A 22,141-nucleotide genomic window follows, 5' to 3' on the forward strand; every position below is an offset into this window, starting at 1 on the left:
CCTGAATGATGCAAGTTTCTGATTTCCACTTTGACCTTCCTGACGAGTTGATCGCTCGCTATCCACAACCAGAGCGTACTGCTAGCCGTTTGCTTCAGCTGACCGGAGACACCGGTGAGATTCAGCACAAAGGGTTTAAAGATGTGCTGGATTTGGTTCAGCCTGGTGATTTGCTCGTATTTAACAATACCCGAGTGATTCCAGCCCGAATGTTCGGTCGCAAGGTGTCTGGTGGAAAGTTGGAAGTCCTTGTCGAGCGTATGCTGGATGATAAGCGCATTTTGGCGCATGTTCGGGCTTCTAAGTCGCCTAAGCCGGGAACAGAGTTACTGCTGGGTGAAAATGATGAATATCAGGCTGAAATGGTAGCACGCCATGATGCACTGTTTGAAATTCGCTTTAACAGTGACAAGACGGTGTTGGAAATCCTGGAAGAGGTTGGCCACATGCCGTTGCCGCCTTATATTGACCGTCCGGATGAAGATTCAGACAAAGAGCGCTACCAGACAGTTTACAACGCCAAACCAGGTGCGGTAGCTGCCCCGACTGCGGGGCTGCACTTTGACGATGCCATCCTTGAGGCAATTAAGGCCAAAGGTGCAAGGTTTGCGTTTGTTACCCTGCACGTTGGCGCTGGGACCTTCCAGCCGGTACGTGTTGACAGTATCGATGATCACCACATGCATTCTGAATACGTCGAGGTACCTGAAGAGGTTGTTACGGCGATCAATGAAACCAAAGCCAACGGTGGTCGTGTCGTGGCAGTTGGTACTACCTCTGTACGCTCACTGGAAAGTGCGGCACAGGATGCGGTGAAAAAAGGGACTGAGCTACAGCCATTTTTTGGCGATACAGACATCTTTATTTTCCCTGGTTATGAATTCCAGCTAGTGGATGTACTGGTTACTAACTTCCACCTGCCGGAATCAACGCTGATCATGTTGGTCAGTGCTTTTGCTGGTTTCGAGCATACAATGCATGCTTACCAGCAGGCCGTTGAAAATAAATACCGTTTCTTTAGCTACGGGGATTCAATGTTTATTACCCGTAACAATAAATAACTGAACTTAATTGGTTAAGTCAGTGTCTCTTAAGGCTGCTTTTGCTAAAATTGCAGCCTTTGTCGGCTCTATAGCATCGACAATATAGTAAAGACAGATCGGATAATGATTTGTCATGATTCTTTGTTTTCTTCCGCTAGGCTTTATGGCGTGGCGAGAAAAGTAAAATACGTATATTAGGCGAATGGCCTTTTGTACTTGAGTCCCGAGATGGGAATTGACGTCAGATTGTTTCTCTGGCTTTTGGAGGCTTTGTGAAATTTGAATTAGATAAAACTCAGGGACGTGCTCGTCGCGGTCGCCTGCAGTTTGAACGTGGTACTGTTGAAACGCCAGCATTTATGCCTGTCGGTACGTACGGCACAGTAAAGGGAATGACCCCGGAAGAGGTTCAGGACACCGGTGCTCAGATCATCCTTGGTAACACTTTCCACCTATGGCTGCGTCCGGGTCAGGAAGTAATGAAAATGCATGGTGACCTGCATGATTTCATGCAGTGGCAGGGCCCGATCCTGACTGATTCAGGTGGCTTTCAAGTATTTAGCCTTGGCGATATCCGCAAAATTACCGAAGAAGGTGTTCATTTCCGTAATCCAGTGAATGGCGACAAGATCTTCATGGATGCCGAGAAGTCGATGGAAATCCAGAAAGACCTGGGCTCTGACATCGTGATGATCTTCGATGAGTGTACGCCATACCCGGCAACACACGACGAAGCGAAGCAATCAATGGAGATGTCACTGCGCTGGGCACAGCGTAGCCGTAACCACTTTGACAAGCTTGATAACAAAAATGCGCTATTCGGTATTGTTCAGGGTAGTGTATATGAAGACTTGCGTGATGTTTCTGTTGAAGGCCTGACTAACATCGGTTTTGATGGATATGCTGTGGGTGGCCTAGCCGTCGGTGAGCCTAAAGAAGACATGCACCGTGTTCTTGAGCACACTTGTCCGCAACTGCCTGAAGATAAACCACGTTATTTGATGGGTGTCGGCAAACCAGAAGATTTGGTTGAAGGTGTTCGTCGCGGTATCGACATGTTTGATTGCGTGATGCCGACCCGAAATGCCCGTAATGGCCACCTATTTGTAACCGGTGGTGTGATCAAGATCCGTAATGCGAAACATAAAACGGATACAACCCCTCTCGATCCGCACTGTGACTGTTACACTTGTCGCAACTATTCGAAGGCGTATCTGTATCATCTGGATAAGTGTAATGAAATTCTAGGTTCGCGCCTTAATACAATCCACAACTTACGTTACTATCAGCGTTTGATGGCAAGTATCCGTCAGGCGATTGAAGAAGATCGTTTCGATGCCTTTGTAGAAGAGTTCTACGCGCGTCGAGACCGTGAAGTTCCACCGTTAAAAAACGCTTAACAATAAACGAGGACGTTAATAAATGAGTCTTTTCATTTCTCAGGCACATGCCGCAGCTGAAGGTGCTCCACAGGGCGGCAGCATGCAACTTTTCATCATGCTGGGTCTGTTCGCAGTAATTTTCTATTTCATGATTTACCGTCCACAGGCGAAGCGCGTTAAGGATCATAAGAGCCTAATGTCTTCCATGGGCAAAGGTGATGAAGTGCTAACCAACGGTGGTCTAGTGGGTAAAATCACTAAAGTATCTGAAGAGAACGACTACATTGTGATTGCGCTGAATGACACGACGGAAGTCACAATCAAGAAAGATTTCGTTTCTGCAGTATTGCCGAAAGGCACAATGAAATCTCTGTAATTTTTTGCTCTAAAGGATCACAGCAGTGTTAAACCGTTATCCCTTGTGGAAGAACCTGATGGTGGTGTTTACACTGCTCATCGGTTTGCTTTACGCACTTCCCAATGTTTACGGTGAAGATCCGGCAATTCAAATCTCCGGGGCGCGTGGCGCCTCGGCAGATATGTCGACGCTGGATGCAGTCACCGAAGATTTAAATCAATATCAACTCTCATACAAATCTGTCGCTTTCGAAAACGGTACAGTACTGGTCCGCTTTAACGATACTGATACTCAAATCAGTGCCCGCGATATTCTCAATGAACAGCTTGGTGACGACTTTATCGTCGCACTTAACCTTGCCGCTTCTACTCCTGACTGGCTTGAATCCGTTGGCGCAACCCCAATGAAATTGGGCCTAGACTTGCGCGGTGGTGTGCATTTCTTGATGGAAGTAGACATGGACGCAGCAATGGAGAAGTTGCTGGGGCAGCAGGAAGAAACGTTCCGTACTGAGCTGCGCGAGGCAAAAATTCGCTACCGTGCTATCAGCAAAACTGATAACTCGGTTGAAGTTCGCTTGCGTAATGCCGAGCAGTTGGCACAGGCAAAGATCGAGCTATCGAAGCTTCATCCGGACATGCTGTTCAGCGATAGCGACAGCAATGGCCGCTTTGTCCTTTCGGCACTGTTTACTGATGCTCGTCTGCAGGAAATCCGCAACTACGCCGTCGATCAGAATATCACCATCCTTCGTAACCGTGTGAATGAGCTGGGTGTGGCAGAACCTCTGGTACAGCGCCAGGGCGCTAACCGCATTGTGGTTGAGCTTCCGGGGGTTCAGGACACCGCGCGTGCAAAAGAAATTTTGGGTGCGACAGCGACACTGGAGTTCCGTGAAGTTGACAGCACTGCAGATGTAGCAGCAGCTGTATCTGGTCGTGTACCGGCTGGCAGCGAGGTGAAATACACTCGTGACCAACGCCCGGCTGTGCTGAAAAAGCGTGTTATTCTGTCGGGTTCTCACATCACCGATGCGAGTTCAAGCGCTGATGAATACGGCCGTCCGCAAGTTAACATCTCGCTAGATAGCGAAGGTGGTAGCAAGATGACAGCGTTCTCGCGTAACAACGTGGGTAAGCTGATGGCGACTGTGTTTACCGAGTACAAAGACAGCGGTGATCGCGATCCTAACGGTAAAGTGATTCTAGAGAAACACGAAGAAGTGATTAACCAGGCAACTATTCAGACTGCACTGGGTCGTAACTTCCGTATTACCGGTATCGACTCTCAGGCTGAAGCGCATAACCTGGCTTTGCTATTGCGTGCCGGTGCGTTGATTGCGCCAATCTCTATTGTTGAAGAACGTACAATCGGTCCGTCAATGGGTCAGCAGAATATCGATATGGGTATTCAGGCAATGATCTGGGGCATGGTTGCCGTAATGCTGTTCACTTTAGTGTATTACCGTCGATTTGGTCTATTTGCCAATATGGCATTGCTGATGAACTTGGTGATGATTATCGGTGTGATGTCGATGATCCCGGGTGCAACGATGACCTTACCGGGTATTGCCGGTATTGTTCTGACCGTCGGTATGGCAGTCGATGCCAACGTACTGATTTTTGAACGTATCCGTGAAGAGCTTCGTGAAGGTCGCAGCCCTCAGCATGCGATTCAGCAAGGTTATGCAAACGCACTTAGTACGATTGCCGATGCCAACATTACTACCTTGATCACGGCGATTATTCTGTTTGCTGTCGGTACTGGTGCAATCAAAGGTTTCGCTGTTACGCTTTCTATCGGTATCTTGACGTCGATGTTTACGGCGATTATAGGGACCCGTGCGATGGTCAACCTTGTCTATGGCGGTAAGCGCGTCGATAAACTGTCGATCTAAGGAGACGCTGACATGTTTCAAATTATGAAAGCGGATAAAGTGATCGACTTTATGCGTTGGTCGAAAGTTACATTTGTTCTTTCGATTATTATGATTATCGCGGCAATTGGTACGGTCACTACCCAAAAACTGAACTGGGGCCTGGACTTTACCGGCGGTACGTTGATTGAAGTTGGCTTCGAGCAGCCTGCTGACTTGGCAAAAATCCGAGACTCATTGGAAAATGCTGGTTTTGGCGATGCCATTGTTCAGAACTTCGGTACGGCACGTGATGTCATGGTTCGTCTGCAGCCGCGTGAAGATGCAAAGGGTGAGAAGCTGGGTAACCAGATTATCGATGCCCTGAAAGTCGGCACCGGTCAGAGCGTTGAAATGCGCCGTATCGAGTTCGTTGGCCCGAACGTCGGTGACGAATTGGCTGAAGCGGGCGGCTTGGCGATTTTGGTTTCGTTGATCTGTATCTTGCTCTATGTGTCGATGCGATTTGAGTGGCGTCTGGCTGCCGGTGCCGTATTGGCACTTGCCCATGATGTGATAATCACAATTGGTATTTTCTCTTTCACTCAGATTGAAATTGATCTGACGATTGTGGCGGCATTGCTGACCGTTGTCGGTTACTCGCTCAACGATACCATCGTTGTGTTTGACCGTATTCGAGAGAACTTCCGTAAGATGCGTAAGGGCGGTCCAGTTGAGGTGATGAATAACTCGATCACCCAGACACTCAGCCGTACGTTGATCACATCTGCTACGACCCTGTTCGTGGTTATCGCCTTGTTCCTGAAGGGCGGTAGTATGATCCACGGTTTTGCAGCTGCATTGCTGATTGGTATTACCGTTGGTACGTACTCATCTATCTATGTGGCTTCGGCTCTGGCGCTGAAACTGGGTATTACCCGTGAGCACCTGATGCCACCGCAAGTGGACAAGGAAGGCGAAGAGTTTGACGCGATGCCGTAAAGGTAGCGTGTACATTCGCTGAATAAAAAACGGAGCCGCAAGGCTCCGTTTTTTTATGTATTGATTTGATCCGCCGAGAAAAAGTGGTTATTTCGCCTGCCATTCACTAACTGGGCGCTGTTTGCCGCCATTCATCGGATTACCCTGCTCGAGTAGTTGGCTGAGCTTTTTATTGTGGGAAAGATCCAGAGCCTTCAATGCATTGTTTCTTACATTGAGCTCTGACAACGCCGGGTTCAGGGACAGGTCCAACTCAGTCAGTTCGTTATCTGCTGCAAAGAGTGCACGCAGCTTAGGGAGCTGGGAAACATTTAATGTTTCAAGTTCATTATCAGTCAGGACCAGTTTCTCAAGGCGTTTGGCCTCAGGAAGTGTCAGGGTACTTATCTCGTTATGGCTAAGGCGAACTTCACGAAGCTCATGGTTTTCTGACAAATCTAGGCTGTTAAGTTGGTTATCACTGAGGTTTAGTTGGCGCAGCTCTGGGCTTTCGGAAAGAACTAAATCCTCTAGGTGGTTATCCCCTAATGACAGTTTTCGAAGGTTCTCGAAGTATTTGACCTCGGCTGCAGATCGGATGTTGCTGTCATCACAGTCTAGCTCGGTGATGTCCTCGGGGTAGGTATGGCCGGTTTCTAGTACGCAGGCACGGAAGTTTTGATCGGCAAAGGGAATAGCCTCGATTGTATCATAATGCTGCTCGCAACCGCTTAGTAGCAAAGGCAGTGAACAGGCAAATAGGGCGCCGAGAGGCAGAGGATGTTTTTTGAATACGGGCATCAATGTCACCTAGATAGAATGCATTATCATCATAGGCGCAGGGTATCATAAAAGCACTCTTGTTCGTTATAAGTAACTGTATTAAATAAGGAAGATGAGCCGTAGACAAAGAAAAACCCCGTCAGCAAAACTGACGGGGTTTGGCTTTCGGTTAATAACCGATAATTACTTAGCTAGTGCGTCGCTACCGTGTTCACGGATCTTAGCAAGCATTGGCTTCACTACGCGCGCATTACCAGCAACGATGTTGCCAGACGTCAGGTGGTTAGTGTTACCAGTAAAGTCAGTACAGATAGCACCTGCTTCACGTGCAATTAGCTCACCCGCAGCCAGTTCCCAAGGCTTCTGGCCTAGTTTGAATACACCGTCAACACGGCCAGCTGCCAGATAGCAAAGATCAAGTGCAGTAGAACCACACTGGCGCATGTCATCACACTCGATGAATAGTGCGTTTTGGATCTTCATGTAGCTTTCAGCATGCTGCTTGGCAGCAAAAGGAAGGCCTGTTGCCAGCGTAGTGCCGCTTAGGTCACGAGGCTGGGAAGCACGAACACGCTGGCTGTTAAGCTGAGCGCCAGAGCCGCGGGTTGCAGTGAATAGTTCGTTACGAGCAGGATCGTAAACAGCAGCAACTTCTGTACGGCCACGCATACGTAGCGCTACAGAGATTGCGAAGTGAGGTAAACCGCGAACGAAGTTTTTGGTGCCATCCACTGGGTCGATGATCCACTGACACTCTTTGTCTCTACCTTCTTTGTTACCAGTCTCTGCACCGATGATGCAGTGATCAGGGTAAGACTTAAGGATAGTATCGATGATGATAGCTTCTGCTTCTTGATCGATGTTGGTAACAACATCATTACCTTTATTGGCAACTTCAATTGACTGAGGTTTTTCTAGAGATTTAATGACATGGTCACCGGCCTTTCGCGCAGCGCGAATGGCGATATTAAGCATCGGATGCATAGGATCTTCCCAACGGATGTTAAAGAACTAAAAAGCGGCGGCGAGTATATCAGAGCTAGGGCAAAAAGGAAGTGGTTATTTTTTGCTCGAGATAAATCTAACTCTCAAAGATCATACAAAAAGGTATAAAATCCCAGTCATAGGTATAATGTTTTTACATGTTTTCTCCATTTTTGGAAAGGGTGTGTTAAAATCCTTCCGCTTTAAGAATTCGTCGGATAATAGCTTTTTCATGTTAGATAAAATCAGTGTTGTTTTAATAGGTACCTCTCATCCGGGCAATATCGGCTCGGCGGCTCGTGCAATGAAAGTGATGGGCCTGACCAATCTGGTGTTGGTCGATCCTGCATGCGAAATCGATGAGAAATCTTATGCTTTGGCTGCAGGTGCTGCTGATATTGTTGAAAATGCCAGAATTGTCTCGACCCTGGATGAAGCCATTGCTGATTGCGGCCTGGTGGTTGGTTCAAGTGCGCGCTCTCGTACACTGGAGTGGCCACAACTCGACCCGCGTGAGTGTGGGATCAAGTCGATTGCCGAAGCGAGTAGCCACAATGTTGCCATTTTATTTGGCCGAGAGCGTACAGGCCTGACTAATGAAGAGTTACAAAAGTGTCATTGCCATGTTTATATTCCGGCCAATCCTGACTACAGCTCACTGAATCTTGCGATGGCAGTACAGACTGTCAGTTACGAGATCCGCATGGCGTACCTGGAGCAGGAAAAATACTCCGGTGAAACCAAGGTGGAAGAGTACCCGCGTACCAAAGAACTGGAAATGTTCTACGAGCATCTTGAAAAAGTTACCACGCAGACCCAATTTATAAATAAGAAGCATCCGGGAATGGTGATGGCGAAACTTCGCCGGCTATTTACCCGTGCTCGTCCAGAGCAGCAGGAGTTAAATATCCTACGAGGCATCTTATCCTCAGTTGAAAAATCGTTAGAAAGTCGCGATAAATAGACGCATAAACCGTATGGTTAAAAGCTTGACTAAAACAGTCAGGTAAATACTTGACCGTTTTAGTCAGGTATGCGACACTCCTCCCATACATTTAAGTGGGTAGCGGTGTGTTATGAGATTGACATCAAAAGGAAGATACGCAGTAACAGCCATGCTGGATGTGGCTCTGCATTCTCAAGATGGTCCTGTCCCTCTGGCCGATATTTCAGAGCGTCAGGGGATTTCACTGTCTTATTTGGAGCAGCTTTTCTCTCGCCTGCGCAAAGCTGGCCTGGTAGCCAGTGTTCGTGGTCCCGGTGGTGGTTACCGCCTGGGTGATGATGCTGACAGTATTGCGGTTGGTATGGTTATTGCGGCTGTTGATGAATCGGTTGATGCCACCAAGTGTCATGGTAAAGGGGATTGTCAGGGCGGTGTACGCTGTTTGACACATACTCTGTGGCATGATTTGAGCTCCCGCATCAGCGGTTTTTTGAACAACATCACTCTTGGCGAGCTGATGAAAGACAATGATGTACAAGAAATCTCTGGTCGACAGGATCAGGGGCGACATAAAGCATCATTTGTAAATAATAATACACACGACAGCGCCACTATAGGTGTCGATGTTCGCTCCTAGAGACTAGACGTCCGTGTTTTCGGAGATGAAGATGAAACTGCCAATATATTTTGATTATTCCGCTACTTGCCCAGTAGATCCCCGTGTTGCCGAGAAGATGATGCAATGTCTTACTATGGATGGTAACTTCGGCAACCCGGCTTCTCGTTCTCACCGTTATGGTTGGCAGGCAGAGGAAGCAGTCGATACGGCACGTGAAAATATTGCTGATTTGCTGAATGCAGATCCACGCGAAATCGTCTTTACGTCAGGTGCTACTGAATCTGACAACCTGGCGATTAAAGGTGCAGCGCACTTCTACGGTAAAAAAGGTAAGCATGTCATTACCTGTAAAACAGAGCACAAAGCTGTTCTGGATCCATGCCGCCAGCTCGAGCGTGAAGGCTACGAAGTAACTTATCTTGAGCCTGAGTCAAACGGTTTGATTGACATGGCGAAGCTGCGTGATGCAATACGTGAAGACACGGTATTGGTTTCTATCATGCATGTGAACAATGAAATTGGTGTGATTCAGGATATCGCAGCTATTGGTGAGATGTGTCGAGAGAAGAAAGTAATTTTCCACGTCGATGCCGCTCAGTCTGCCGGTAAACTGCCAATCGACGTTCAGGAAATGAAAGTTGATCTGATCTCACTGTCTGCACACAAAATTTACGGTCCAAAAGGTATCGGTGCCCTGTACGTGCGTCGTAAACCTCGTATCCGCCTGGAAGCCCAGATGCACGGTGGCGGTCATGAGCGAGGTTTCCGCTCCGGTACCCTTGCTACCCATCAAATCGTCGGTATGGGTGAAGCTTTCCGTATTGCCAAAGAAGACATGGACAAAGATTACCAGCATGCACTCGCACTGCGTAATCGTCTGCTTGACGGTGTCAAAGATCTTGAAGCAATGACTGTCAACGGTGATATGGAGCAGCGTCTCCCGAACAATCTCAATATCAGCTTTGCTTTCGTTGAAGGTGAATCATTGTTGATGGCACTGAAAGATCTCGCGGTGTCTTCTGGTTCTGCTTGTACATCTGCCAGTCTGGAGCCTTCGTATGTATTGCGTGCGCTGGGTTTGAACGATGAACTGGCACATAGCTCAATTCGCTTCTCTTTCGGTCGCTTCACTACGGAAGAAGAAGTAGACTATGCAGTTTCGCAAATCCGTGATGCGGTTGAGAAATTGCGTGAAATGTCTCCGTTGTGGGATATGTATAAAGAAGGCATTGACCTGAACACAGTCGAGTGGGCACACCACTAATCTTGCGGTCATAACGTATTCGAGGAGATATATCATGGCATATAGCGAAAAAGTCATCGATCATTATGAGAACCCGCGTAACGTGGGCTCATTTGACAAAAACGACAAGAGCATCGGCAGCGGCATGGTGGGAGCACCGGCTTGCGGCGATGTAATGAAACTTCAGATCAAAGTGACTGAAGAAGGCATCATTGAAGATGCGAAGTTTAAAACATACGGCTGTGGTTCTGCTATTGCATCGAGCTCGCTGATCACCGAGTGGGTGAAAGGCAAGAGTCTGGACGAGGCGGCTTCGATTAAGAACTCAGCGATTGCTGAAGAACTTGAGCTCCCACCTGTAAAAGTTCACTGCTCGATTCTTGCTGAAGATGCAATTAAAGCTGCAGTTAGTGATTATAAAAAGAAACACGAAGAAAATTAATTTCCTGAGGGTTGTTGTATGGCCATTACTATTACTGAAGCGGCGGCAAGTCGCGTAGCTACTTTTCTAGAGAACCGAGGCAAAGGCATCGGCCTGCGCTTGGGTGTCCGGACTTCAGGGTGTTCAGGAATGGCATATGTCCTTGAGTTCGTTGATGAACTGAATGAAGAGGATACGGTATTCGAAGAGAAGGGCGTTAAGGTCATTATTGATGCCAAAAGCCTTGTTTATCTCGACGGTACCGAGCTGGATTTTGCCAAAGAAGGGCTAAATGAAGGTTTTCAGTTCAACAACCCGAACGTATCAAGCGAATGCGGTTGTGGTGAGAGCTTCAACGTCTAATCGCTGCATCAACTGAGCCTGATTGCTACCTGTGTCGCTTTCAGGTTTGGTATTTATAGATATCAGACGCAATATGAATCATTTCGAATTATTTGGGCTACCTTTCCAATTTGAACTGGATGGTAGCCTTCTTTCAACTCAGTTCCGGGAACTGCAACGTCGTTTCCATCCAGATAATTTCGCGCTTTCCTCAGAACGGGACCGCTTGATGGCCGTTCAAAAAGCTGCGCAAATTAACGATGCCTTTCAAACGCTTAAACAACCCATTTCTCGTGCAGAGTATATGCTATCAGAGAAACATGTGGATATTCGCGGCGAGCATAAGACGTTGCAAGATCCTGAGTTTTTAATGCAGCAGATGGAACTGCGTGAAGCTCTTGAAGAAATCCCAGATGCGAGTGATCCTGAAACGGCGCTGTTTGACTTTGAACAGCAGGCGTCGGCGATGTATAAATCACAGGTGAAGGATCTTGAGCAACTGTTAAATAATGAAAACTGGGACCAAGCGGCAGATGCCGTGCGCAAGCTAAAATTTATTGATAAGCTGCGTTATGAGGTCGAGCGTCTTGAAGACACGTTGCTTGACTGATCTTTCCCGATTCCAGCACTAACTCCACAGGAACGATAATGGCACTGTTACAGATTGCTGAACCAGGTCAAAGTGCAGCACCGCACCAACACAAACTGGCGGTGGGTATTGATCTGGGTACTACAAATTCTCTCGTGGCTACGGTTCGCAGCGGCGTTACGGAAACGTTACAGGATGCGCAAGGTCGGCCGATTTTGCCGTCGGTTGTACATTACGGTGAAAATGAAGCCGTATTGGTTGGCCAACAAGCTAGAGATTTAGCCCAGCAGGATCCTGAAAATACGATTTTTTCCGTAAAACGTATGATGGGTCGTTCATTAGCTGATATTCAGCAGCGCTATCCACAGCTGCCATATCAATACGAGGCGACCGACAATGGCCTGCCCCAGCTAGTAACCCGTAACGGGACGGTGAATCCGATTCAGGTATCGGCAGAGATTTTGAAATCACTCAGCGATCGTGCCAAAGAGACCCTCGGTGGTGATTTGGAAGGCGTGGTGATCACCGTTCCTGCTTATTTTGACGATGCTCAGCGTGCCGGTACCAAAGATGCGGCGAAACTGGCGAATTTAAATGTACTTCGCCTGCTCAATGAGCCGACTGCAGCAGCGATAGCCTATGGGCTGGACTCTGGTCAGGAAGGTGTCATCGCTGTATACGACCTAGGCGGCGGTACATTCGATATTTCTATCCTACGCTTGTCGAAAGGCGTCTTCGAGGTGATGGCGACTGGTGGTGATTCTGCGCTGGGCGGGGATGATTTTGATCACTTGCTGGCTGGTTGGATTGCCGAGAAAGCAGGTTTTGACGGTAACTTATCGGCACAGCAGTTACGTGCATTACATGATGCCGCAACGGCAGCTAAAATTGCCCTGAGTGATGCCGATGAAGCGGCTGTTGACGTGTTGGGCTGGCAGGGAGCGGTTAGTCGCGAACAGTTTAATACGCTGATCCAGCCGCTGGTGAAGAAAACCCTGATGGCTTGTCGCCGAGCTATCAAAGATGCGGCGATTGAAATTGACGAAGTTATTGAAACCGTTATGGTCGGTGGCTCGACGCGCGTTCCTATGGTTCGAGAGATGGTCGGTAATTACTTTGGCAAGACGCCACTGACCTCGATCGACCCGGATCAGGTTGTTGCTGTCGGTGCTGCTATTCAGGCCGATATCCTGGCGGGTAACAAGCCAGATTCCGATATGCTGCTGCTTGATGTTATCCCACTATCACTGGGTATCGAGACGATGGGGGGAATGGTCGAGAAAATTATTCCTCGTAATACAACGATCCCAGTAGCCCGTGCCCAGGAATTTACCACGTTCAAAGATGGCCAGACAGCAATGTCAGTGCATATTGTACAGGGCGAACGTGAAATGGTGAGCGACTGCCGCTCGCTGGCACGTTTCACGCTACGAGGCATTCCTGCCATGGCGGCAGGGGCTGCCCATATTCGCGTGACCTATCAGGTTGATGCGGATGGTTTGCTATCAGTGACAGCAATGGAGAAAAGTAGCGAAGTACAATCCTCCATTCAGGTGAAGCCGTCTTATGGTTTGACCGATGATGAAATCACCACCATGATCCGCGAGTCGATGACCCATGCACAGGAAGATAAAAACGCCCGTACTCTGGCCGAGCAACAGGTTGAAGCGGACCGCGTCCTTGAAGGATTGATTACGGCACTGGCTGCAGACGGTGATACCCTGCTGACCAAAGAAGAGCGTGATGAGCTAGAAGCTGTCATGATGGAACTTGTTCAATTGCGCCAGGGTACTGACCCGTATGCGATTGAGCTAGGTATTAAGAAAACAGATAAAGCTAGTCAGGATTTTGCCTCTCGCCGAATGGATAAGTCCATTCGTCAGGCACTGGCTGGCCAATCGATTGATGAGGTTTAGGCATGCCTAAAATTGTTGTACTACCCCACGAAGATCTTTGCCCTGAGGGCGCAGTACTGGAAGCCGAGAGCGGCCAAACGGTACTGGATGTCGCGCTTAAAAATGGCATTGGTATTGAGCATGCCTGCGAAAAATCCTGCGCTTGCACCACTTGCCACGTGATCATTCGCGAAGGTTTTGACTCACTGGAAGAAAGTGAGGAACTGGAAGATGATATGCTGGACAAGGCATGGGGCCTTGAGCCAGAGTCTCGCTTGGGTTGTCAGGCAGTAGTCGCTGATGAGGACTTGGTGGTAGAAATTCCGAAGTACACCCTTAACCTAGCTTCTGAGAACCATTAGGACTAGCGGCTGGGTCTGCCTGTTCATCGTTCATAGATGAACAGGCAGGTGTTTTGGGTATACAATAAAGTATTCCTCTTTGGTTGATAGAAGGTGAGTGTTATGGGGTTGAAGTGGATTGACTCACAAGAACTGGCGATTGAGCTGGCTGAACATTTCCCAGAGATTGACCCGGCAACGGTAAGGTTTACCGACCTTCGCGAGTGGATATTGGCGCTGGAGGATTTTGATGATGATCCTGAGCACTGTAACGAGCGTATTCTTGAAGCCGTACAGACGTGTTGGATAGAAGAAGCAGACTGATATCCCATTATCCCGTTCACTTTTAGCAATCCATTTATCGATATCACATCTTTTGTCGTTAGATCTAGCACCATTGGATCTACCCCCCGCCTTCTCGAAACTGTTCCTCTTACGCTCATTACTCAACTAGTGGCATCTGCAACACGATCTTGCTCTTACTCTTGATGTAAACACCTTGTTTATTTTGAGATGCCAAGGCACAGTAATGAAAATTTCTGGTATTTTGGTTTTTCACGATATGATCAACCATGATTTCCGTGATAAGCAGGCTCAATAGTCTGCTTTGTAATTGTTCAGCCAGTCACTCCCTTGCATTACAGTACAATGCCCCCATAACTTCTCTAGGTGTGGTAACAGTGATGTCATCATTTTGTTGCCTGATCACGATACAGAAGTTGGGGGCTGAGTCGGTTTTGGAGTCGGCTACCCTATAATTGGTATTCACAATCAATGGTTCTAGCATTGCAGTGAATAGCAGAACCCAAGGAGTAATTCATGTCTGCCAATATGTTCGTATTTTTATCCCAGGAAGTTGCCGATGATAAGTGGGGCAAAAATGCACTAGTGACGTTTGAAGCCAAAGGCACAATCGTTCATCTGACGGATGAAACCCCATTGGCCGCTATCCAGCGTGCGGGCCGCAAATTGGATGCACAAGGTATCAAGCAAGTAACATTGGCAGGTGATAACTGGGATCTAGAGAGTATTTGGGCATTTATTCAGGGTCACCGTAATGCCAAGCCGGGCAACGAAGTAAGCTGGGATGGACTGAGCGAAGCGGACGAAGCCGAGCTTCAGGCTCGTTTGACAGCGACGAACTGGGTACGTGAGATCATCAACCAGTCTGCAGAAATTGTCCGTCCGTCGCAGCTGGCATCACGTGCCGGTGAGTTTATCAAATCGCTGGCACCGGAGCATGTGACCTATAAGATCATCAAGGGCAACGATTTGCTGGATGAAGGATGGAATGGTATTCACACCGTGGGACGTGGGTCTGAGCGCTCTTCGGCTATGCTGCGCCTGGACTATAATCCAACAGGTGATGCTGATGCGCCAGTGCATACTTGTCTGGTCGGTAAAGGGATCACTTTTGATTCTGGTGGCTACAGCATGAAATCGTCAGCCGGTATGACTGCTATGAAGGCTGATATGGGCGGATCTGCAATGGCTACCGGTGGTTTGGCACTGGCGATTGCACGCGGTACTACCAAGCGTATCAAGCTTATCTTGTGCTGTGCCGAGAATATGGTTTCGGGGCGAGCTTTCAAGTTAGGTGACATTATTACCTATAAGAATGGTAAAACAGTTGAGATCCTCAATACTGATGCCGAAGGCCGTTTGGTGCTGGCTGATGGCTTGATTTACGCCAGTTCGCAAAACCCTGAAGTGATCATCGATTGTGCGACACTTACTGGTTCGGCGAAAAATGCACTGGGTAATGATTACCATGCGCTGTTCAGTTTCGACCATGCGTTGGCGCAACAGGCGTTGATGGCAGCAAGTGATGAGCTGGAAGGACTATGGCCGTTGCCGTTGGCTGATCATCACCGTGCCATGATGCCATCTAGTTTTGCCGATTTGTCGAACGTTTCTATGGGGGATTTCCTACCAGGAGCGAGTACTGCGGCGGCATTCCTGTCCTATTTTGTTGATGATTACAAAAACGGCTGGATGCACATTGATGCCAGCGGTACATACCGTAAGACGGCTAACGATAAGTGGTGTGCAGGGGCAACGGGAATGGGGGTACGTACCCTGGCAAACATTCTCTGTGACGAAGAGTAAGCAATCGAACTAGCGGTAGAATAAGCGAGATACACTGATATCAAATCACCGCTGCGGACGCCGATGCGGTGATTTGTCACTAAAAACGGAAAGGGTGTTTATGTTAAGGATTACACTTTCGGCTGAGCCAAGCGCAGGAGCGTGGGGCGAGAAAGCGTTGCTGTCGTATCAGGAAGACGGCGCGGTGATCCATTATAGTGGCGATTACCCGCTACGCCGCGTTCAGCAGGCTGCTCGCCGGCTGCAGTCCCAAGGTGCCGAGCAGATTAACCTTGAGGGTAGTGGTTGGAGCTATGAGCGCCAATGGGCATTTTACTGCGGTTTTGCCGCTACCATGAAGCCTGTTGAGCTAAAGTGGGCGTCGGTTGACGAAGATGAGCTGGAGCTCCTTAATGCCCGTCGTCGTTGCAGCGAATGGGTACGCCAGGTTGTCAATGCGACACCGGAAGATATGTATCCGGAGAAGCTCGCCAACGATGCCATTGAGTTTTTGTCATCCATTGCGGGTGATAAAATTAGCCACGAGATCCTGATCGGCGATCAGCTGTTGGATAAGGGCTGGATCGGGACTCATAGCGTAGGCCGGGCCAGCAGCCGACCACCGGTTATGCTGACACTGGATTTTAACCCAACCGGAGATCCTGATGCTCCCGTGTCGGCTTGCCTGGTAGGCAAGGGCATTACCTTTGACTCAGGTGGGTATAGCCTAAAATCCAGTGCGGGCATGGTGTCGATGAAGTGTGATATGGGCGGTGCGGCAACCGTGACTGCTGCGCTGGGCTATGCGATTGAGCAAGGTTTGCGCCAACGTGTGACGTTGATCTTATGTTGTGCAGAAAACATGGTTGCGGGTAACGCCTATAAGCTTGGTGATGTGCTAACGTACAAGAACGGGCTGACGGTAGAAGTGGTCAATACTGATGCAGAGGGGCGTTTGGTATTGGCTGATGGCCTGATTGCTGCTGGTGAGACCAAAGCTCCGCTGATTATTGATGCAGCCACATTAACTGGCGCGGCGATGATGGCGGTAGGAACCGATTACAATGCCTTGTTTGGTCTTGATAGAGCTTTGTTGCAACACGCGCAGCAGCTTTCAGAGCTAGTTAATGAGCCTGCCTGGCCGCTCCCGCTGGAAAAGTGGCACCAGGCAAACTGCCCGTCCCATTATGCAGATACTGCCAACAGCCGGACGCAGAAGGGCGGTGGAATGGGGGGAGCATCGAATGCTGCTGCCTTCCTGTCTCGATTTGTTGATACCGAGTCAAGTCGCTGGATCCATTTTGATTTGGCTGCATGTTTCCGGGATAGCGCAGACAGTCGCTGGGCGGCTGGAGCGACAGGATTGGGTGTCGCGAACATTGCAGCGTTGCTGCTGTAGCTTTTATTGTGGGCGGAGGAGGCTAGTTGCTCGAGCCTCCATTGGACTCACGTCATAGTGATGAACTGATTCAAAAGGAAGAATAATAATGACAATTGAAAGAACATTTTCCATCGTTAAGCCTGATGCCGTAAAGCGTAATTTGGTTGGTGCTATTTACCAGCGTTTTGAAAATGCAGGCCTGAAAATTGTTGCTGCCAAGATGCTGCATTTAAATGCTGAAAAAGCCCAGGGCTTTTATGCCGAGCATGAAAATAAACCTTTTTTCGACGATTTAGTGTCGTTTATGACATCTGGCCCTGTGTTGGTGCAGGTACTGGAAGGTGAAGATGCGATTGTGCGTTACCGTGAACTGATGGGGAAAACCAATCCTGAAGAGGCTGCATGCGGGACAATTCGTGCCGATTTTGCCTTGAGTATGCGTCATAACTCAGTACACGGTTCAGACAGCCCTGAATCTGCAGCGCGTGAGATTGCATATTTCTTTGCGGATGACGAGATATGTCCTCGCGGCTAGAAGTGCTGGTTAAATTTCAATCGAAACAGATTATTAACGGGAAGCCTTGGCTTCCCGTTTTGTTTTGTGCACTTAAATTGCCGCGGTTGCTAAAATATCCTTATGGGTATCCTAGTGGAAACTGAGCAGCAAAGGCTGTACAATTTCGCGCCTTGAATTGTCCTGTTACATGCAGCCACCCTACTTGAGGTTGCCAAGGTGCAGAATCAGTCATTATTTAGTGAGGCAACAACCGATGACAACAGTCAAAACTAATCTGCTGGATTTTGATCGCAAGGGTCTGCGAAAATATTTCGCTGACGAGCTTGGTGAAAAACCATTCCGTGCTGATCAGATCATGAAGTGGATCTACCATTTCGGTTGTGACGACTTCGATCAGATGACAAACATCAACAAGAAGCTACGTGAGAAGCTGAAACGTGTTGCTGAAATTCGTGCGCCTTACGTATCTGAAGCTCAGCATTCTTCTGACGGTACCATCAAGTGGGCGATGCGGGTTGGTGATCAGGACGTAGAAACGGTTTATATTCCAGACGAAGATCGAGCAACGCTTTGCGTTTCCTCTCAGGTAGGCTGTGCATTGGAATGCAAGTTCTGCTCGACGGCCCAACAGGGTTTTAACCGTAACTTGCGCGTATCGGAAATCATCGGACAGGTTTGGCGTGCAGCGAAAGAGATCGGTATCGAGAAAGAGACCGGACGCCGTCCAATTACCAACGTAGTCATGATGGGGATGGGCGAACCGCTGCTGAATATGAAAAACCTGATCCCTGCGCTAGAGATCATGCTTGATGACTTGGGTTTTGGCCTATCGAAGCGTCGGGTAACAGTATCGACATCCGGTGTCGTTTCAGGTCTTGATCAGATGACAGGGAACATTGATGTGGCGTTGGCCATTTCGCTGCATGCACCGACTGATGAGCTGCGTTCGCAAATTATGCCGGTCAATGATCGTTGGAATATTGAGACGTTCCTTGAGTCGGTGCGTCGCTATGTTGATTCAACGAATGCGAACCGTGGCCGTGTCACAGTGGAATATGTGCTGCTGGATCATGTTAATGACGATATGGACCATGCGCGCCAGCTGGCTAAATTATTGAAAGATACCCCAGCGAAAATTAACTTGATCCCATTTAATCCGTATCCGGGTTCACCATACAAGAAACCAAGCAACTCGCGTATAGATCGCTTCATGAAAACGTTGATGGAGTATGACTTTACCGTAACCGTGCGTAAAACACGTGGTGATGATATCGATGCTGCATGCGGGCAATTGGTCGGCGATGTGATTGACCGCACGAAACGGACACAAGCGAAGCAACAAAAAGATGAACAAATCCCTGTAAAAGCAGTCTAATCACAGATGCCTGTACCAGGTCTGGATTGATGTAGCCTGGTATTAGCTAATACATGGACGTTGGCTTGGGGAAAATATGGTACGGTGGACGATGTCCCCTCTATTGTGTAGTTTGTTAATGGGCTGTGTCACAGTCGATGAAGCTGGCAATAGAAACGAAATTGACAATATAGAAGTGTCTGAGGCCAGGATATCTCTTGGTCTTAGCTATCTAGAATCTGGGCAATGGCAACGAGCTCGTGATAACCTTGAGCTGGCGCTTGACTACGCGCCGCGATATTATCGAGCACAGAATGCGATGGCCTATTACTATCAGCAAGTCGATGAACCGGCTGCCGCTGAGAAAATGTATCAACGGGCATTGCGCGATTCGCCAGAAAATGGCGATGTTCAGAATAACTATGGTGTATTCTTGTGTAGTCAGCAGCGCTATGATGATGCTATCACTGCTTTCGAGAAAGCCATAAAACAACCAGATTACTATCAGACTTCGGCGAGCTATGAAAATGCCGCTTTTTGTAGCCTTAAAAGTGGTAACAAACCGCAAGCTAAAGGCTACTTTGAGAAGGCCCTGGCTTATGAACCTTATCAGCCGAAATCAATGTTACAGCTGGCGCAGCTGGAAATAGACTCCCACAATTTAGACGATGCGCGCGCCATGCTTTTTAAATTTAATAAGAGGTACGGGTACAATGCAGACAGCTTATTGCTGCTGCTTCAGCTTGAGAGTGATGCCGGACGCTCAACCCATGTTGAGAAGTATGGCAGCCTGCTCAAAGAGCGCTACCCGAACTCACAGCAATATCAAAAATATCTAGCCAATGAATACTGAACAGAACGAAGATCTATCAACAGAAGAAGTCATTCGTCCGGGGGATATGCTACGTCAGGCTCGTGAGCAGCTTGGCTATTCACAGAAGGATATTGCCAGCCGATTGAGGCTTCGCCTCTCGGTGATCAATGACATCGAAGATAATAACTTTGAAAAATCACAGCTAGCCACGTTTACACGTGGCTATGTGCGTTCATACGCCAAGTTTGTCGGGCTGGATGAAGCAGACGTGCTGGCCAAGTTGGATCTGCACGGACATGCACAGCCTCAAGAGCACGAGATGCAGAGTTTTTCTCGTCGAACCAAACGAGAGGCTCATGATAGCCGTATTATGCGTCTGACTTGGGCGCTGGCAATCATCTTAGTTGGATTGACGGGGATTTGGTGGTGGCAGAACTTGCAGATGGAACCTGAGACCGATGCATTGGAGCTTGCCGAGCAGAGCCAACCGTTGGACGAATCTTTGGCTGGTGCCAATTCGCCAACAGTTAGCAATGAAGAGCTTTCAGCCGCCGATATCAATGCCGCGGCAGAAGGTACTGCTCTGGAGGGGATAGCCCCCCTGATTGTCGACTCCTCTTCCGAGTCCGTTGAACCTATTGTAAGTTTTGATGATAGTTTCAGTAGCGAGCCTGCACCTTCCGATCTGGATGGTGAGGTGACTGATAGCGCCGATAGTCTGGCTTCTCTTCAAACGCCAGTCACAACCGCGGAAGATGCCGTGGTAGCGGTTATCGAATCCGAATTGAAACTGACTTTCAGTGCTGATTGCTGGGTCGATATACGTGATGCCAACGGCAAGCGACTCGACACCGGGATCAAGAAGTCGGGTGAGGTGCTTAATTTAGATGGTACTGCACCATTTAAACTGGTGCTAGGTGCTCCGGGTGCTGTTAAAATAAGCTACAAAGGTGAACCGGTTGATCTTAGTAAATATCCGGTTGGTAAAGTAGCCCGATTGAAGCTGCCGTAGTAAACAGAGTGAATGTAATGCATAACGAGTCTCCAATTAAACGTCGTCAGTCTACCCGGATCTATGTCGGGGATGTCCCTATTGGTGATGGCGCCCCAATTGCTGTTCAGTCGATGACCAATACGCGTACGACTGATGTTGAAGCCACTGTCGCGCAGATCAAAGCCTTGGAAAACGTTGGGGCAGATATTGTTCGAGTATCAGTTCCGACAATGGATGCTGCCGAGGCATTTAAGCAGATCAAGCAGCAAGTGAATCTCCCGCTGGTTGCCGATATCCATTTTGATTATCGTATCGCCCTGAAAGTGGCCGAGTATGGTGTCGATTGCCTGCGCATTAATCCGGGCAATATCGGTAATGAGAGCCGTATCCGCTCGGTGGTTGATTGTGCGCGTGATCGAAATATTCCGATCCGTATCGGTATCAATGGTGGTTCGCTGGAGAAAGATATTCAGCAGAAGTATGGCGAACCAACACCAGAAGCTTTGGTTGAGTCGGCGATGCGCCATGTTGATATCCTTGATCGTCTGAACTTTGATCAGTTCAAGGTCAGCGTTAAGGCTTCTGATGTCTTCCTTGCTGTCGAGTCATACCGCAAACTGGCGGCGCAAATTAAGCAGCCGTTGCATTTAGGGATCACCGAAGCGGGTGGCTTGCGTGCTGGCTCGGTGAAATCAGCGGTTGGCTTGGGTATGCTTCTGTCCGAGGGGATCGGTGATACATTGCGTGTTTCTCTTGCCGCCGATCCGGTTGAGGAGATCAAGGTCGGCTTTGATATCCTCAAGTCCTTGCGTATTCGTTCCCGCGGTATTAACTTTATCGCCTGCCCAACCTGCTCGCGTCAGGAGTTTGATGTTATTGGCACCGTGAACGAGTTAGAGCAACGCCTAGAAGATATCACTATCCCTATGGACGTATCTGTAATTGGCTGTGTGGTTAATGGCCCTGGCGAAGCAGAAGTTTCACATCTGGGTATTGCTGGCGGTAACCGCAAGAGTGCGTTCTATGATGACGGGGTCCGCCAGAAAGAACGTTTTGATAATGATAACGTTATCGATCAGCTAGAAACCAAAATCCGTGCAAAAGCATCAATGCTAGATGTCAATAATCGCATTGATATAACGGAAAAATAGCAAAATATGCCTGAACCACGCTCTGATCCTCAGGGCGTGGTTCACTATTTTTGCCAGAAC

Annotated in this window: 23 protein-coding genes; 21 read left to right on the top strand and 2 right to left on the bottom strand. The window is 48.5% G+C overall.

The genetic code is table 11. The features are described from left to right. The first annotated feature begins 8 nt into the window (after positions 1–8). The 5 genes from queA to secF all read left to right on the top strand — a co-directional run bounded on the left by queA (position 9) and on the right by secF (position 5,640). A complete protein-coding gene (queA, locus tag EDI28_RS20470; protein WP_128785814.1) occupies positions 9–1,061 on the top strand; it encodes a tRNA preQ1(34) S-adenosylmethionine ribosyltransferase-isomerase QueA in 1,053 nt (350 codons plus the stop codon). 254 nt (positions 1,062–1,315) lie between these two features. After that, positions 1,316–2,443, top strand: a complete 1,128-nt coding sequence (gene tgt, locus EDI28_RS20475; RefSeq protein WP_128785747.1) for a tRNA guanosine(34) transglycosylase Tgt — start codon at positions 1,316–1,318, stop codon at positions 2,441–2,443. A gap of 22 nt (positions 2,444–2,465) precedes the next feature. Continuing rightward, a complete protein-coding gene (gene yajC, locus EDI28_RS20480; RefSeq protein WP_128785748.1) occupies positions 2,466–2,801 on the top strand; it encodes a preprotein translocase subunit YajC in 336 nt (111 codons plus the stop codon). Between the two features lie 25 nt (positions 2,802–2,826). After that, positions 2,827–4,680, top strand: a complete 1,854-nt coding sequence (gene secD / locus EDI28_RS20485; protein ID WP_128785749.1) for a protein translocase subunit SecD — start codon at positions 2,827–2,829, stop codon at positions 4,678–4,680. 12 nt (positions 4,681–4,692) lie between these two features. Beyond that, positions 4,693–5,640: a protein translocase subunit SecF gene (gene secF, locus EDI28_RS20490; RefSeq protein WP_128785750.1), complete on the top strand. Its 948-nt coding sequence runs from the start codon at positions 4,693–4,695 to the stop codon at positions 5,638–5,640. An 87-nt stretch (positions 5,641–5,727) separates the two neighbouring features. Here the strand turns inward: secF and EDI28_RS20495 are convergent, their stop codons facing one another. Both EDI28_RS20495 and suhB read right to left on the bottom strand, forming a co-directional pair. Beyond that, positions 5,728–6,420 (bottom strand): leucine-rich repeat domain-containing protein, encoded by a 693-nt coding sequence (locus EDI28_RS20495; RefSeq protein ID WP_128785751.1) that lies wholly within the window; start codon positions 6,418–6,420, stop codon positions 5,728–5,730. Between the two features lie 165 nt (positions 6,421–6,585). Further along, positions 6,586–7,386, bottom strand: coding sequence for an inositol-1-monophosphatase (gene suhB / locus EDI28_RS20500; RefSeq protein WP_128785752.1), 801 nt, complete (start codon positions 7,384–7,386; stop codon positions 6,586–6,588). A 232-nt stretch (positions 7,387–7,618) separates the two neighbouring features. Between suhB and trmJ the strand changes: the two genes are divergently transcribed. The 16 genes from trmJ to ispG all read left to right on the top strand — a co-directional run bounded on the left by trmJ (position 7,619) and on the right by ispG (position 22,081). Beyond that, positions 7,619–8,350, top strand: a complete 732-nt coding sequence (trmJ, locus tag EDI28_RS20505) for a tRNA (cytosine(32)/uridine(32)-2'-O)-methyltransferase TrmJ (RefSeq protein WP_128785753.1) — start codon at positions 7,619–7,621, stop codon at positions 8,348–8,350. A gap of 112 nt (positions 8,351–8,462) precedes the next feature. Continuing rightward, positions 8,463–8,969, top strand: a complete 507-nt coding sequence (gene iscR / locus EDI28_RS20510; protein ID WP_128785754.1) for a Fe-S cluster assembly transcriptional regulator IscR — start codon at positions 8,463–8,465, stop codon at positions 8,967–8,969. 31 nt (positions 8,970–9,000) lie between these two features. Beyond that, positions 9,001–10,215, top strand: a complete 1,215-nt coding sequence (locus EDI28_RS20515) for an IscS subfamily cysteine desulfurase (protein ID WP_128785755.1) — start codon at positions 9,001–9,003, stop codon at positions 10,213–10,215. A 34-nt stretch (positions 10,216–10,249) separates the two neighbouring features. After that, positions 10,250–10,636: a Fe-S cluster assembly scaffold IscU gene (gene iscU, locus EDI28_RS20520; protein ID WP_075763642.1), complete on the top strand. Its 387-nt coding sequence runs from the start codon at positions 10,250–10,252 to the stop codon at positions 10,634–10,636. 18 nt (positions 10,637–10,654) lie between these two features. Further along, the gene (gene iscA, locus EDI28_RS20525; RefSeq protein ID WP_128785756.1) at positions 10,655–10,978 is read left to right on the top strand and encodes an iron-sulfur cluster assembly protein IscA; all 324 of its coding nucleotides are present in this window, start codon (positions 10,655–10,657) and stop codon (positions 10,976–10,978) included. A 73-nt stretch (positions 10,979–11,051) separates the two neighbouring features. Then, positions 11,052–11,567, top strand: coding sequence for a co-chaperone HscB (gene hscB, locus EDI28_RS20530; protein WP_128785757.1), 516 nt, complete (start codon positions 11,052–11,054; stop codon positions 11,565–11,567). Between the two features lie 38 nt (positions 11,568–11,605). Continuing rightward, a complete protein-coding gene (gene hscA, locus EDI28_RS20535) occupies positions 11,606–13,462 on the top strand; it encodes a Fe-S protein assembly chaperone HscA (protein WP_128785758.1) in 1,857 nt (618 codons plus the stop codon). A 2-nt stretch (positions 13,463–13,464) separates the two neighbouring features. Beyond that, a complete protein-coding gene (fdx, locus tag EDI28_RS20540; RefSeq protein ID WP_128785759.1) occupies positions 13,465–13,803 on the top strand; it encodes an ISC system 2Fe-2S type ferredoxin in 339 nt (112 codons plus the stop codon). A gap of 102 nt (positions 13,804–13,905) precedes the next feature. After that, entirely contained in the window at positions 13,906–14,106 is a 201-nt protein-coding gene (gene iscX, locus EDI28_RS20545) for a Fe-S cluster assembly protein IscX (RefSeq protein ID WP_128785760.1), read from the top strand. Between the two features lie 495 nt (positions 14,107–14,601). Further along, positions 14,602–15,891, top strand: a complete 1,290-nt coding sequence (gene pepB / locus EDI28_RS20550; protein ID WP_128785761.1) for an aminopeptidase PepB — start codon at positions 14,602–14,604, stop codon at positions 15,889–15,891. Positions 15,892–15,991: 100 nt separating this feature from the next. Next, the gene (gene pepB / locus EDI28_RS20555) at positions 15,992–17,269 is read left to right on the top strand and encodes an aminopeptidase PepB (protein ID WP_128785762.1); all 1,278 of its coding nucleotides are present in this window, start codon (positions 15,992–15,994) and stop codon (positions 17,267–17,269) included. A gap of 88 nt (positions 17,270–17,357) precedes the next feature. Beyond that, entirely contained in the window at positions 17,358–17,786 is a 429-nt protein-coding gene (ndk, locus tag EDI28_RS20560) for a nucleoside-diphosphate kinase (RefSeq protein ID WP_128785763.1), read from the top strand. 235 nt (positions 17,787–18,021) lie between these two features. Beyond that, the gene (rlmN, locus tag EDI28_RS20565) at positions 18,022–19,143 is read left to right on the top strand and encodes a dual-specificity RNA methyltransferase RlmN (protein ID WP_128785764.1); all 1,122 of its coding nucleotides are present in this window, start codon (positions 18,022–18,024) and stop codon (positions 19,141–19,143) included. Positions 19,144–19,219: 76 nt separating this feature from the next. Next, entirely contained in the window at positions 19,220–19,975 is a 756-nt protein-coding gene (pilW, locus tag EDI28_RS20570; protein WP_128785765.1) for a type IV pilus biogenesis/stability protein PilW, read from the top strand. Continuing rightward, complete coding sequence (gene rodZ / locus EDI28_RS20575) at positions 19,965–20,948, top strand: cytoskeleton protein RodZ (RefSeq protein WP_128785766.1); 984 nt, start codon at positions 19,965–19,967, stop codon at positions 20,946–20,948. The genes pilW and rodZ overlap by 11 nt, the downstream gene beginning before the upstream one ends. Before the next feature lie 17 nt (positions 20,949–20,965). Beyond that, the gene (gene ispG, locus EDI28_RS20580) at positions 20,966–22,081 is read left to right on the top strand and encodes a flavodoxin-dependent (E)-4-hydroxy-3-methylbut-2-enyl-diphosphate synthase (RefSeq protein WP_128785767.1); all 1,116 of its coding nucleotides are present in this window, start codon (positions 20,966–20,968) and stop codon (positions 22,079–22,081) included. Positions 22,082–22,141: the final 60 nt, after the last annotated feature.

The sequence above is a fragment of the Photobacterium chitinilyticum genome, assembly GCF_004104355.1.
Taxonomy (GTDB): domain Bacteria; phylum Pseudomonadota; class Gammaproteobacteria; order Enterobacterales; family Vibrionaceae; genus Photobacterium; species Photobacterium chitinilyticum.